Source organism: Pseudomonas sp. MOIL14HWK12:I1 (assembly GCF_000510705.1).
GTDB lineage: Bacteria > Pseudomonadota > Gammaproteobacteria > Pseudomonadales > Pseudomonadaceae > Chryseomonas > Chryseomonas oryzihabitans.
The window spans coordinates 492,579-505,730 of the sequence record NZ_KI783308.1 but is presented as its reverse complement, the minus strand read 5'-3'; the positions used below and the strand labels follow the sequence as shown (position 1 = coordinate 505,730).

13 protein-coding genes are annotated in these 13,152 nt (G+C 69.8%); 1 reads left to right on the top strand and 12 read right to left on the bottom strand.

Features of this window, described 5'->3' with window-relative positions:
• Window positions 1-2 precede the first annotated feature (2 nt).
• Entirely contained in the window at window positions 3-1,022 is a 1,020-nt protein-coding gene (locus PSEK12I1_RS0119970) for an NAD(P)-dependent alcohol dehydrogenase (protein WP_027602700.1), read from the bottom strand.
• Window positions 1,023-1,124: 102 nt separating this feature from the next.
• On the opposite strand from PSEK12I1_RS0119970, the gene PSEK12I1_RS0119965 reads away from it, so the two are divergent.
• A complete protein-coding gene (locus tag PSEK12I1_RS0119965; protein WP_037007219.1) occupies window positions 1,125-2,072 on the top strand; it encodes a LysR family transcriptional regulator in 948 nt (315 codons plus the stop codon).
• On the opposite strand, the gene PSEK12I1_RS0119960 is transcribed toward PSEK12I1_RS0119965, so the two are convergent.
• From PSEK12I1_RS0119960 to cobO, 11 genes are all read right to left on the bottom strand, one after another.
• The gene (locus tag PSEK12I1_RS0119960) at window positions 2,062-4,215 is read right to left on the bottom strand and encodes a bifunctional diguanylate cyclase/phosphodiesterase (protein ID WP_027602698.1); all 2,154 of its coding nucleotides are present in this window, start codon (window positions 4,213-4,215) and stop codon (window positions 2,062-2,064) included. The genes PSEK12I1_RS0119965 and PSEK12I1_RS0119960 overlap by 11 nt on opposite strands.
• Window positions 4,216-4,374: 159 nt before the next feature.
• The gene (locus PSEK12I1_RS0119955; protein WP_027602697.1) at window positions 4,375-5,106 is read right to left on the bottom strand and encodes an adenosylcobinamide-GDP ribazoletransferase; all 732 of its coding nucleotides are present in this window, start codon (window positions 5,104-5,106) and stop codon (window positions 4,375-4,377) included.
• Window positions 5,106-5,657: a histidine phosphatase family protein gene (locus PSEK12I1_RS0119950; protein WP_027602696.1), complete on the bottom strand. Its 552-nt coding sequence runs from the start codon at window positions 5,655-5,657 to the stop codon at window positions 5,106-5,108. Before PSEK12I1_RS0119950 ends, PSEK12I1_RS0119955 begins: the two co-directional genes overlap by 1 nt.
• A complete protein-coding gene (gene cobT, locus PSEK12I1_RS0119945; protein ID WP_027596926.1) occupies window positions 5,650-6,708 on the bottom strand; it encodes a nicotinate-nucleotide--dimethylbenzimidazole phosphoribosyltransferase in 1,059 nt (352 codons plus the stop codon). Before cobT ends, PSEK12I1_RS0119950 begins: the two co-directional genes overlap by 8 nt.
• Window positions 6,705-7,226, bottom strand: coding sequence for a bifunctional adenosylcobinamide kinase/adenosylcobinamide-phosphate guanylyltransferase (gene cobU, locus PSEK12I1_RS0119940; protein ID WP_027602695.1), 522 nt, complete (start codon window positions 7,224-7,226; stop codon window positions 6,705-6,707). Before cobU ends, cobT begins: the two co-directional genes overlap by 4 nt.
• Window positions 7,227-8,678, bottom strand: a complete 1,452-nt coding sequence (locus tag PSEK12I1_RS0119935) for a cobyric acid synthase (protein ID WP_027602694.1) — start codon at window positions 8,676-8,678, stop codon at window positions 7,227-7,229. It abuts the gene before it with no gap.
• A complete protein-coding gene (gene cobD / locus PSEK12I1_RS0119930; protein WP_027602693.1) occupies window positions 8,675-9,664 on the bottom strand; it encodes a threonine-phosphate decarboxylase CobD in 990 nt (329 codons plus the stop codon). The genes PSEK12I1_RS0119935 and cobD overlap by 4 nt, the downstream gene beginning before the upstream one ends.
• Entirely contained in the window at window positions 9,657-10,565 is a 909-nt protein-coding gene (cbiB, locus tag PSEK12I1_RS0119925; RefSeq protein ID WP_027602692.1) for an adenosylcobinamide-phosphate synthase CbiB, read from the bottom strand. The genes cobD and cbiB overlap by 8 nt, the downstream gene beginning before the upstream one ends.
• Window positions 10,562-11,212, bottom strand: coding sequence for a 5,6-dimethylbenzimidazole synthase (gene bluB, locus PSEK12I1_RS0119920; protein WP_027602691.1), 651 nt, complete (start codon window positions 11,210-11,212; stop codon window positions 10,562-10,564). Before bluB ends, cbiB begins: the two co-directional genes overlap by 4 nt.
• A complete protein-coding gene (locus PSEK12I1_RS0119915; RefSeq protein ID WP_027602690.1) occupies window positions 11,209-12,507 on the bottom strand; it encodes a cobyrinate a,c-diamide synthase in 1,299 nt (432 codons plus the stop codon). Before PSEK12I1_RS0119915 ends, bluB begins: the two co-directional genes overlap by 4 nt.
• On the bottom strand, window positions 12,501-13,127 hold the full coding sequence (gene cobO / locus PSEK12I1_RS0119910; protein WP_027602689.1) for a cob(I)yrinic acid a,c-diamide adenosyltransferase: 627 nt from the start codon (window positions 13,125-13,127) through the stop codon (window positions 12,501-12,503). Before cobO ends, PSEK12I1_RS0119915 begins: the two co-directional genes overlap by 7 nt.
• Window positions 13,128-13,152: the final 25 nt, after the last annotated feature.

Here is a 13,152-nt window from a genome sequence, read left to right as displayed (position 1 = left end):
CCTCAATCCATCCGCACCACCACCTTGCCAAAGGCGCCCTGCTCCAGATGGGCCAGCGCTGCCGGCAACTCGGCCAGCGCGTACTCGGCCGCCAGCGTCGGCGTGATGCCTGCTTGGTCGATCCAGCGCACCAGATCTTCCAGCGTCCTACGACTGCCGACAGCGATGCCCTGTATGCGCGCCCGTTTCGCGAACAGCGTGGCGCAGGGAATCTGCAACTTGAATCCTTCCAAGACCCCAACCACGGTGATCACGCCGCCTGGCGCCAGGGCCTCCAAGGTCCGTCCCAGGTCGCCACCCGCCACCTCCACGGCGATGTCCACGCCCCGTCCGCCCGTCGCCTGCCACGCCTGCTCGGCCCAATCCGGCTGGGTGCGATCTATCACCTGCTGAATGCCTAGGGCCCGCGCCCGCTCACGCTTGTCGGCACTGGCACTGGTGAGGATCACCTGGGCGCCCAGGCTGAGCGCCAGCTGCGCGGCGAACAGCGAGACGCCCCCGCTGCCCTGTACCAGCACCCACTGGCCGGCCTGTAGCCGACCTACCTCGACCAGGCTGTGCCAGGCCGTCAGGCCGGCGCACACCAGGGTACTGGCAGCACCGTCGTCCAGGGTCTGCGGCGCGGCGACGAGATTGTCCTCGTGCACCTCGACATGCTGGCTGAGTACCCCAGGCAGATCGGCGCTGCCGAATGCCGCGTCGGCTGACTGATAGGGCACGGGCTGATCGAGCCAGTCACGCCAGAAGGTGTTGATCACCCGTTGGCCGACGCCGACCCGGCTCACCCCTTCACCCACGGCCACGACCTGGCCGGCCAGATCCGATCCCGGCACCAGGGGAAACCGCAGCGGGCTGCCCATGCCGTTCTCCAGAATCAGGCGGTCGCGGTAATTGAGGGACACCGCCCCTACCCGCACCACGACCCGATGGGGGCCAGGTCGAGAGAGGGGCGCTTGGGCCAGCCGCAGATTGGATGAGCCGTAGTCGTGCAGTTGCCATTGCCAGGTGGTGAACGGAAGCATGGGAGGTCCTCAATGAATGATGTCCCCCAGCTTATTGAATAGCCAGCCACTCCAGTTGCGCGATAAATTCTCCACATTGCATAGTCAGGCGCGACAATCGAGATGATCAGAGCAGATTCCCTGGGCAGCATTGCGGCCTTTGTCCAGGCCGTGAAGTCCGGCAACTTCAGCAGCGCGGCTCAACGGCTGCACCTGTCGCGCTCGGCCGTTGGCAAGGCGGTCGCCCGCCTGGAAGAGCAATTGGGCGTCCCGCTGTTCCAGCGCACCACGCGCAGCCAGAAACTCACCCTGGAAGGCGAGCTGTTCTACCAGCGCTGCCTGCGCATTCTGGCGGAGCTGGAGGGCGCCGAGGACGACCTCGCCCCTGGGCGCCCTACCCCACGCGGCCGACTGCGCCTGAGCATGCCGGTCCTGCTCGGTCGCCGCTGCCTGGCGCCCATCCTGTTCGAGCTGGCTGAGCGCTGGCCGGATCTGCACTTCGAGTTGTCCTTCAACGATCGCAAGGTGGACCTGCTGGAAGAAGGCATCGACCTGGCGATCCGCAGCGGTCCGCTGGACGATACACCCGGCCTGCGCAGCCGGTGGCTGGGCGAGGATCTCATGGTGGTCTGTGCGGCTCCCGCGTGGCTGGCCCGCCATGGAACGCCGCGCACCCTGGATGAACTCGCCCGGCAGCCGGCCGTGCTCTACAGTCGCGGTGTCGAGGGCGCGGGCTGGGTGTTCGAGGATCCGGCGGGCCGGATGCTGGAGGTGCGACCGCCCGCCCGGATCCTGCTGGACGATCTGGACGCCATGCTGCTGGCGACCTGCCGCGGCCTCGGCGTCACGCGCCTGCCGAACTGGCTGGTGGCCCCGGCCTTGCGCGAGGGTCAGCTGGTGGCGCTGAGCTTTGCCGAACGCGCCCGCCCCATCGCCCTGCAGGCGGTCTGGGCCGACACGCGACAGTTGCCCGTTCGGGTACGCCTGGTGCTGGACACCTTGATCGAGCGGCTGCCGCCACTGCTCGCTGCACCGGGAATGGCAGGGCCTGCGCCCTCGCCTACGCCCTGAGCGCCCAGAGGCCCTGTTCCTGCTCGGCGTACCAGCGCTGGAAGTCGTCCAGCGACAGGGCGCCGGCCACCAGTTGGCCCTGGATCTGGTCGCAGCCCAGATCGGTGAGCACCTCCAGGGCCTGGCGGGTTTCCACGCCTTCGGCCACCACCCGCAACCCGCGCAACTGGCCCAGCTGGACCAGCAGCCTGATCACCTCCTGGTCCCCGGGCAGCTGGCAGTGCTCGATGAACTGGCGGTCGATCTTCAGCTCGTCGATGGGAAAGCTGCTCAGGCAGGCCAGCGAGGAATGCCCGGCGCCGAAGTCGTCCAGCGACAATTCGAAACCCATGGCCTTGAGCTGGCGCAGGCAGTCGAGCACCTGCACCGGATTGCTCATGGCGCGGGATTCGGTGATTTCCAGGCAGAAGCCGGCGGCCATGGCGCCGGTCTCGTCCAGCAGCCGGCCGATGCGGGCGATGAAGGCCGGGTGCTCGAGGTCCAGCAGCGACAGATTGACGTTGAGCTTGAGGGCGCCCAGCTGCCGCTCCCGTTGCAGGCGCATGCAGCGCTCCAGCACCCAGAGGGTGATGTCGCAGATCTTGCGACTCTGTTCGGCGATGCCGACGAAGGCGTCCGGCTTGAGCAGGCCCAGTTCCGGATGCTGCCAGCGGATCAGCACCTCGGCGCCCTCGACGCGGCCGTCGGGCAGCGCGATCTTGGGTTGCAGATAGAGCCGCAGCTGATCGTGGTCCACGGCCAGGTCCAGGGCGTCGAGCATGGCGATGCCGAGCTGCCGCTGACGTTCCTGGTCCGGGTCATGGAAGGCGAAGGGCAGCTGACGCCGGCGCGCGTCCTGCAGCGCGGTCTCGGCGTTGGCCAGCAGGGCTTCGGCGCTGCCGCCATGCTCGGGGTAGCAGGCGATGCCGAAGGTGATGCGCAGGGACACCCGCTGGTTGCCGCTGACGAAGGGTTTCTCCACCAGGTTGCGCAGCGACAGCAGCGCCGCCTCCGCCGAGGCGTCGTCGAACCAGGGCAGCAAGAGGACGAAGGTGTCGGCGCCGATCCGCGCCACGCCATTCTCTTCCGGCGCCGCGACCCTCAACCGGCGGGCCAGGTGGCGCAGGATCTTGTCGCCGCCTTCCTGGCCGAGCAATTCGTTGATGTTGCGGAAGTTGGCCACGTCCAGCAGCAGCACGGCGAAGCGTCCGGCCGCGGCGCGCTCGATGCGCTGGCGGATTTCCAGCACCAGCCGCACCTGATTGGGCAGGCGGGTGAGCATGTCGCGAAAGGCCAGCTGGCTGATGCGCCGCTCGCGAGCGGCCAGGGCGGCGCCCATCTGGTTCATGGCGCGGCCCAGCCGGCCGACCGGATCGCGGCCTTCCTTGAGACCCAGTTGATAGTCACCGTCGGCGATGCGTTCGGTGGCCTGCCCGAGACGGGCCAGATAGCGATTGAGCGCGCCAGCCAATATCCGGCTGACCAGGGCGCCCATCGCGAAGATGATCGCCCCTATGAGCAGCGAATCCAGCAGAGCCGACTGCTCCGCCGCTGCTATTCCTTCCATGAACATGTCTGCCCCTATGACGACTGCTTGCCCGTCCTGTCCTGGAATGGCCAGGAACAGGGAACGGAAACTGCCAAAGTTATCCTGATACTCCGCGAAACGCGGTTGATGATCGGCAAACACCGCACCGAGTTCCGGGGGGGCCTGATCGTAGAGCTGGCGATAGTCGCCAAAGTAGCCGACGCGGATTTCCTCCTCGTTGGCCGAATCCATGATGAAGCGAAAGTCTGACCCTTCCTTGACGAAGGCATAGAGCGAGGCCAGTCCGGCCTTGCGGGCATAGCGATCCAGGGTGATCAGGGTTCGCTGGTAGCGCTCCGGGTCCGCCTTGGCCGGGTCCTGCAACTGGGCGAGATAGTCTTCGCCGAGGATCTCCGGCAGCGCCAGGGCCGCGCTCATCAGGCGATAGTCGATGCTCTGGCTGCTGGCGTCGCGCGCCTGGCGATAGCTGTGCAGGGTGAACAGCAGGGTACCCAGGGCGTCCACCAGGATGAACGCCAGAAAGAACTTGGCGAACAGGCTGCGAGGCTTGAGGCGGAGCCGCGACGCGGGGGCGACTTCCCGGGGCGAGGCGACGCTGTGAGGCGCATCGGTCATTGGGGCTCCTTGTCCAGCTGACGACGACTCCCTCTGGATCCGCACGTGCCGAGGTGGCTTCGCTGGGCGCGCAACCAAGCGCCTTATTAACCCGTTAACCGGGGTCGTTCAAGGACGGAGATCGCAAAATCCCGGGTATCTCACGCTTGGGCCGATTTTTCAGCCCAGCGTCAGGGCCAGCGCGACCAGCACCCCGGCTTCGACGATCTCCAGCAGGGCGCCCGCGGTATCGCCCGTAGTACCGCCAAGCCGCCGGCGCAGGGCGCGACGCACCAGCAGCGCGATCCCGGCGGTCACCAGCAGCGCGGTCAGGCCCTGGGGTAGCAGGACCATGCCCAGAGCCCCCAGCAACAGCACCCGGACCAGGACCTTCCGCGGCAGGTGACGACTGAGCAGCTCGCCCAGACCGCCAGGGCGCACATAGGCGGTGGTCAGCAACAGCCAGGGCAATGTTAGGCGACCGGCCAGCGGCGCCAGCCACAGCGCGGCCGGCGCGTGGGGCAGAAGCACCACCAGGGCGCTCCACTTGAGCAGCAGGGTCAGCAGCAGCGCCAGCACGCCCATGGGGCCGCAGGCCGGATCCTTCATGATGGCCAGGGTCCGCTCGCGGTCACCGTAGCCGCCGATCCAGGCATCCGCCGTGTCGGCCAGGCCGTCCAGATGCAGCCCGCCGGTGAGGATCACCCAGCCGGCCAGCACCAGGGCCGCCTGCAGCAAGACGCCGCCCGACGCCCCCAGCCAGGCGATCAGACTGAGCAGCGCACCCAGCAGCAGGCCGACCGCCGGATACCAGAGCACCGAGCGGCCGACGGCCGCAGCGGGCGGCATGCCGGGCAGGCGCACCGGCAGACGGGTCAGAAACTGCACGGCGATCAGCAGCGGCAGCGGCATCAGCCCTCCTCCAGCGTCAGCGGCTGCAGGGTCGCGTAGGGCGCCTCGACCTGCAGCAGGTCCTTGGGTGGCAGCCCCCGCTGGCGGGCCAGCAGCAGGCGGATGACGCCGCCGTGGGTGACGATCAGACTGCGCCGGCCCTGCAGCCGTGGCCGCCAGCGGGCCACGGCGCCCAGGACCCGCGTGGCGAAAGCCGCCACGGGTTCGCCCCCGGGCGGGGTGTAGGCATAGGGATCGGCCCAGAAGCGGCCCAGGGCCTCTGCCTGGTCCTGCATGAGTTCGGCGGCGGTACGGCCTTCCCAGGCGCCGAAATCCAGTTCGCGCAGATCGGCTTCCACCGCCAGCTCGGCGCCCTGCTCCGCCGCCAGCCACTCGGCGAAGCGCGCGCAACGCTGCTGCGGCGACGTCAGGATCAGCTCGAAAGGCGGCTGCGGGGCGACGGCGGCGCGCAACTGCGCCCAGCCGTGTTCCGCCAGCGGCGGATCGAGGCGTCCGCGAAAGCCTTCGGGGCCTTCGGTGACGCCATGGCGCAGCAGCCAGCAGTCAGTCATGGGCGCGACTGGAGACGCTGGCTTCGGCGAAGGTCGCCATCTCGCTGTGCAGGCGGCAGGACAGCTGCAGCAGCGGCACGGCCAGGGCCGCGCCGCTGCCTTCGCCCAGGCGCAGGCCGAGATCCAGCAGGGGTTCGCCGCCCAGCGCCAGCAGCACCGCGGCGTGGCCGGGCTCGGCGCCACAGTGGGCGAACAGCAGCCAGTCGCGAGTATCGGGTTGCAGGTGCTGGGCGCAGAGGGCTGCTACCGAGCAGATGAAGCCGTCGACCAGGGTCGGCAGGCCCTGCTGGGCGCAGGCCATATAGGCACCGGTCAGGGCGGCCAGCTCGAAGCCGCCCAGGCGGCGCAGCAGTTCGTAGGGATCCTCCAGGGCGTCGCCATGGCGCAACAGGGCGCGCTGGATGACCGCCACCTTGCGCGCCACGCCATCGGCGTCCAGCCCGGTCCCGGGGCCGGCCAGGGCCAGCGGCGAGGTATCCAGCAGCACGCTGGCAATGGCGCTGGCGGCGGTGGTGTTGCCGATGCCCATCTCGCCACCGATAAAAAGGTCGGCGCCGCCGGCACAGGCGCGCAGGACGGCGTCGCGACCGGCCAGCAGCGCCGCCTGGCACTGGTCATGGGTCATGGCCGGGGTCAGGGTGAAGTTGGCGGTACCGCGCCCCAGGGGCAGGTCGATGACGCCGGGCAGCGCTTCCAGCGGCGTGACGGTGCCCAAGTTGATGACTTCCAGAGCAGCGTCCAGTTGCCGGGCGAGCACGCTAATGGCTGCCCCGCCGCAGACAAAGTTGCGCACCATCTCGGCGGTCACGGACTGCGGATAGGCCGAGACGCCCTCTTCCACCACCCCGTGATCACCGGCGAAGACCGCGATGGCGGTGCGCTGCAGCAGCGGCCGCGGCGTGCCCTGCAGGGCCGCCAGCTGGATGGCCAGCACTTCCAGATCACCGAGCGAACCGCTCGGCTTGGTCAATACCGTCTGCCGCTGGCGTGCGGCTTCGGCCGCAGCGGTATCGGGTTGGCGGCAGGGTCCTTGCCACCAGGGCATGCTCATAGCGGGGTTCCTTTGAGGGTCAGGGGGAGACCGGCGACGGTCAGCACCACGCGCTCGCAGCGCGCGGCCAGGGCCTGGTGCAATTCGCCGGCGGCATCGACATAACGGCGGGTCAGCTCGCCCAGCGGGACGACGCCCAGGCCGGTCTCGTTGCTGACGAAGATGAGGTGACCGGGCAACTGCGGCAGGAGCTCGAGCAGCTCCGCGCAGGCACGATCGAGGCGCTGGGGATCGTCGAGCAGGAGCAGATTGGTCAGCCAGAGGGTCAGGCAGTCCACCAGCAGGCAGCGCTCCGGCGCCGCCAGGGCCGCCAGGCGTTCGGCCAGCGCCAGGGGTTCTTCCACCAGCGCCCAGTGCGCCGGCCGGCGGGCGGCATGGCGCTCGATGCGCCGCGCCAGCTCGGCATCGCTGCCACCGGCAGTGGCGATATAGGTGACGGCAAGGCCGGACTCGGCGGCCAGGCGCTCGGCCAGGGCGCTCTTGCCGGAGCGCGCGCCACCGAGGATGAATTCACGCATCTAGAGCTCGCAGAGGGCGCGCAGGCGCCCGGTGTCCAGGTGGTGTTCGACCAGATCGGCCAGGCGCTCCAGATCCCGTTCGCGCAGGGCGTGGTAGTCCAGCTGCCGCGGCTCGGCCAGGCCGGCCCAGCGCAGCAGGGCGACGCTGGCGGCTGGCGACTCGAACAGGCCGTGCAGGTAGGTACCCAGCACCTGGCCGTCGGCGCTGAGGCTGCCGTCGACACGGCCATCGGCGAAGCGCAATACCGGGCGCTCCAGGGCCGGGCCCTGGCTGACGCCGGCATGGATCTCGTAGCCGGCCACCTCGGCATCGCCGTCGTTCAGCCAGCCCTCCACGTTGCGCAGCTGCTTTTCCGCCGCCAGTTCGGTGGTCATGGCCAACAGGCCCAGACCGGCGCTGTCACCCGGCGCGCCTTCCAGTCCGAGGGGATCGGCGATCCGCTCGCCAAGCATCTGGAAGCCGCCGCAGATGCCCAGTACCCGTCCCCCGTATCTCAGGTGACGGGCGATGGTCGTGTCCCAGCCCTGGGCGCGCAGGAAGGCCAGGTCGCTGCGCACGCTCTTGGAGCCGCCGAGGATGATCAGGTCGGCGGCGGGCAATTCCTCGCCCTGGCGGACGAACAGCAATTCCACCTGGGGATGCAGGCGCAGGGGATCGAAATCGGTGTGGTTGCTCAGCCGCGGCATCACCGGCACCGCCACCCGCAGGCGCGGTCCCTGCTTGGCGACCTGGCCGGTGGCCAGGCGATCCTCGGCTTCCAGGTGCAGGTCGTGCAGATAGGGCAGCACGCCGAGCACCGGCTTGCCGGTACGGGCTTCGAGCCAGTCCAGCCCGGGTTGCAGCAGGGCCAGGTCGCCGCGGAAGCGATTGATGATGAAGCCGGCGACGCGCGCCTGTTCGCTGGGTTCGAGCAGGTCCAGGGTGCCGACCAGATGGGCGAAGACGCCGCCGCGGTCGATGTCCGCCACCAGCAGCACCGGGCAGTCCACCGCCTCGGCGAAGCCCATGTTGGCGATGTCGCCCTGGCGCAGGTTGATCTCGGCCGGCGAACCGGCGCCTTCAACCAGCACTACCTGATAGCGCTCGGCCAATCGCGCATGGGAGGCCAGCACCGCTTCCCGCGCCACCGGCTTGTAGGCGTGATAGGCCTTGGCATCCATGCTGGTGACGGCGCGACCATGGATGATCACCTGGGCGCCGACATCGGTATTGGGCTTGAGCAGCACCGGATTCATGTCGGTATGGGGCGCCAGGCCACAGGCCTGGGCCTGGACCGCCTGGGCGCGGCCGATCTCGCCGCCATCGGCGGTCACGGCGCTGTTGAGCGCCATGTTCTGCGGTTTGAAGGGCGCCACGGCCACGCCCTGGCGATAGAGCCAGCGGCACAGCGCGGCCACCAGGGTGCTCTTGCCGGCGTCGGAGGTGGTGCCCTGCACCATCAGCGTACTCATAGGGGACTCCGGTAGCTGGCGAGGCCCTGGTCCAGGCGCTGCCAGCCGGCCTCGTCGCCGGGCAGACCGAATCTCAGAGCGCCAAGCGCGGGAAACAGACGGGTCAGGATGGCCTGGCGGGCCAGGTGTTCGTGCAGATCCGCAACATCCGGGCGCTGCAGCAATTGAAACAGGGCACAGCCGCCGCTGGGCAGCAGATCATGGCTAGCGAGCACCGCGGCCAGCCGCTCGCTGGCCTCGAGCAACGCCTCGCGCTGACGCTGCTGGCCCGACTGATCGGCCAGCAGCTGCCGGGCGAGATAACGACTGGGGCCGTTCACCGTCCAGGGACCCAGCTGCTCGTCCAGGCGCGCCAGCAGGCTCGGCGCCGCCAGCACGAAGCCCAGGCGCATCCCGGCCAGTCCGAAGAACTTGCCAAAGGAGCGCAGCACGATCAGTCCGGGCAGATCGCTGAAGGGCGCAAGACTCGCTGCCGGGGTGGCATCCATGAAGGCCTCGTCCACCACCAGCCAGCCACCCCGGCGTTCGAGCCGGGCGTGCCAGTCCAGCAGCCGGGCGGGCGACAGGCGCTCGCCGGTGGGGTTGTTGGGATTGACCACCACCACCACGTCCAGCTGGTCGAGATGGGCCGCGATGCCTGTCTCGTCCCATTCCAGCACCTCGTGCCCGGCGCGACGCCAGGCCAGGGCATGCTCGGCATAACAGGGCGCCAGCACCGCGACCCGCGCGGCTGGACGCAGGGTCGGCAGCGCCTGGATGGCGGCCTGGGAGCCGGCCACCGGCAGTGCCGCGCTGGCCCGGTAGCAGGCGCAGGCGGCTTCCACCAGGCCGTCGTCGGGCTCGGGCAGCCGTGCCCAGGCGTTAGCGGGAATCTCCGGCAGCGGCCAGGGCCAGGGAGCCAGGCCGGTGGACAGGTCCAGCCAGTCGCCCAGGGGAATGTCGTAGGTGCGCGCCGCGCGCCTCAGGCGACCGCCGTGCTCAAGCAAGCAGCAGTCCTCCCAGGGCGATCAGTGCGGTCCACAACCAGGCGCCACGGCGGACCAGTTTCAGGGCGCGGGTGATGGCCAGGAAGGTCGGCGCCGGACCACGGCCCAGCACCGGGCGCTCGTGCCACTCGCCGTGGTAGCGGGCCGGACCGCCCAGGCTCACGCCCAGGGCACCGGCACCGGCCGCCATCACCGGGCCGGCGTTGGGGCTGTCCCACAGCGGCGCCTGGGTCCGCCAGCTTTCGATGGCGCTCCAGAAACGGCCGAGGCCGGCATAGGTCAGGGCCACCAGGCGCGCAGGGATATAGTTGAGGACATCGTCCAGCCGCGCCGCGGCCCAGCCGAAACGCTCCAGGCGCGGCGTGCGATAGCCCCACATGGCGTCCAGGGTATTGGCCAGGCGATAGAGCACCACGCCGGGTGCGCCGAGCAGGGCGAACCAGAACAGCGCGGCGAAGACCGCATCGCTGCCATTCTCCAGCACCGATTCGGTGGCGGCGCGGGCCACGGCGGTCTCGTCCAGCTCGCTGGTTTCGCGACTGACCAGATAGCCGACCCGACGCCGCGCCTCGGGCAGGTTGTTGCGTTGCAGGGCGCGCGCCACCGGCTCGGCGTGCTCGCCCAGGCTGCGCAGTCCCACGGCCAGATACAGCGCCAGGGGCTGGATGATCCAGGCCAGCCAGCCGATCTGGCAGAGCAAGGCGGTGATCAGCACCCAGGGCAGCACGGCCAGGCTCCAGGCCATCACGCCATGGCTGCGCCAGCCGCGCCCGCCGGGATTGAAGCGGGCCTCCAGGCTATCGGCCAGGCGCCCGAACAGGACCAGGGGATGGGCGCGGCGGGGTTCGCCGAGCAGCAGGTCGAGCAGCATGCCGCCGACGACCGCGAAGGCCAGCATCATGGCTTCTGGCCCCAGCGGTTCTCGAAGACCAGCTCCTCCAGTGGCCGCCCCTGGCGCCAGCCCTCCTCTTCCAGCATGGGCCGCGGGTAGAAGGCTTCCACCGGCCCCAGGCAGAGGATAGCCGCCGGCTGGGCGCCTTCCGGCATCTCCAGCAGGCTGCGCACGGCTTCCGGCTCGAACAGCGACACCCAGCCCATGCCCAGGCCTTCGCAGCGGGCGGCCAGCCAGAGATTCTGGATGGCGCAGGACAGCGAGGCGAGGTCCATCTCCGGCAGGGTACGGCGGCCGAAGACGTGGGCTTCGCGGCCGTCCATGAGCGCCGCCACCAGCACCTCGGCGCAGTCGAGGATGCCCTGCACCTTGAGCTTCATGAAGTCGTCGCTGCGCTCGCCAAGGGCCTCGGCGGTGGCGCAGCGCTCTTCTTCCACCAGTTCGTGCAGGCGCTGGCGCAGGGCCGGATCGCTGATGCGCAGGAAGCGCCAGGGCTGCATCAGCCCGACGCTGGGCGCCTGGTGCGCAGCGCCCAGCAGACGGGCCAGTTGTTCGGGAGGCACCTCGCCACCGCAGAAATGGCGCATGTCGCGGCGCTCGGCGATGGCTCGGTAGACGGCGGCTTGTTCGGCGGGGGTATAGGGGGTCGTGGTCACGGCTTGAGCATCGCGGCGGCCGCGGCGGGTGCCGACGGCATGTAGAAGTGAATATAGCTGGCGGTGAGGCGACCGTCTCGGTAGACCGCCTCGGCCACCGCCTTGCCGTTGGGGCACAGCCCGCGCGCCCAGGGCGTCTCGGGTGACTCCAGGGCGGAGTGGTGATAGGTGTGGCCGCGCAGGGTGCCCTGCGCGAAATCCACCGACTGCAGGGCCAAGGCGGTGAGTCGCGCCTGCATCCGCGCGCTGCCCGGCAGCAGTCCGAGCAGGCTGGCGGATTCGCCGGCCTTGTCGGTCAGTTCGTCGAGCAGATAGAGCATGCCGCCGCACTCGGCGAGGATCGGCTTGCCCGCTGCGTGGTGGGCGCGGATGGCCGCGCGCATGCCCAGGTTGTTGGACAGCGTCTGCAGGTGCAGTTCGGGGTAGCCGCCCGGCAGATAAAGGCTGTCCACCGCCGGCAGCGTCGTGTCGGCCAGCACGGAAAAGAACTGCAGCTCGGCGCCCAGGGCGCGCAAGAGATCCAGGTTGGCCTGGTAGATGAAGGCTAGCGCCGCATCCCGGGCCACGCCAATCCGCACTCCGGCTAGCAGTGGCTCGACCGCGGTCGGCTCCGGCGCGGCGAAGGCCACGGGCGGCGGCAATTCGATGTCGGAACTGGCGCCCAGGGCATCGGCCGCCATGTCCAGACGGCGATCCAGGTCGGTGACCTCGTCGGCCTGGATCAGCCCCAGGTGACGACTCGGCAATTCGATGCCGGCATCGCGCGGCAGGCTGCCAAAGAAGGTCATGCCCGCCGGCAGGCTGCCGCGGATCAGTTGGGTCTGCCGCGGACTGCCGCTGCGATTGGCCAGCACCCCGGCGAAGGGCAGACTCGGCCGGTAATGGGCGAGGCCATAGGCCAGGGCGCCAAAGGTCTGCGCCAGGCCGGCGGCGTCGATCACGCCCAGCACCGGTACGCCAAAGCGCTCGGCCAGGTCGGCGGCCGAGGGCTGGCCGTCGAACAGCCCCATGACGCCCTCGATGAGGATGAGATCCGCCTCCCCCGCCGCTTCCCACAGCAGGCGCCGGCTCTCGGCCTCGCCGATCATCCACAGATCGAGCTGGTAGACCGGCGCGCCGCTGGCGCGGGCCAGGATCATCGGATCGAGAAAGTCCGGGCCGCACTTGAACACCCTTACCCGCCGCCCCTGACGGGCGTGCAGCCGGGCCAGGGCGGCGGTGACGCTGGTCTTGCCCTGACCGGAGGCCGGGGCGGCGATCAGCAGCGCCGGGCAATGCCGCGTCTCGCCTACCATTCGATACCCTGCTGGGCGCGGACGCCGGCCTGGAAGGCGTGCTTGACCAGACTCATGTCGGTCACGGTGTCGGCGGCCTCGACCAGCGCCGGCGGCGCACCGCGGCCGGTCACCACCACGTGCTGATGGGCCGGACGCCCGGCCAGGTCGGCCAGCACCTGGTCGACATCCAGATAGCCATGCTTGAAGGCGATGTTGAGTTCGTCCAGCAGCACCAGGCCGATGGCCGGATCGCGCAGGAGCTCCACCGCCACCGCCCAGGCCGCGGCCGCCGACTGCAGGTCGCGGGCGCGGTCCTGGGTGTCCCAGGTGAAGCCCTCGCCCATGACGTGGTAGCGCACCTCGTCCGGAAAGCGCTTGAAGAAGAGTTGCTCGCCGGTGTCGCGGCGGCCCTTGATGAACTGCACCACCCCCACCTTCATGCCGTGGCCGAGGGCGCGCGCCGCCATGCCAAAGGCGGAGCTGCTCTTGCCCTTGCCGATGCCGGTATGCACCAGCAGCAGGCCGCGTTCGTCCTGGGCTTCGGCGATGCGGGCGTCGATCACCGCCTTCTTGCGCACCATGCGCGCGCGGTGGCGCTCGTCGCGCTCGGGGCTGGTCGAATCGGGGGTGTCGGTCATGGATGGTTCTCCGGGTGCGGGCGCG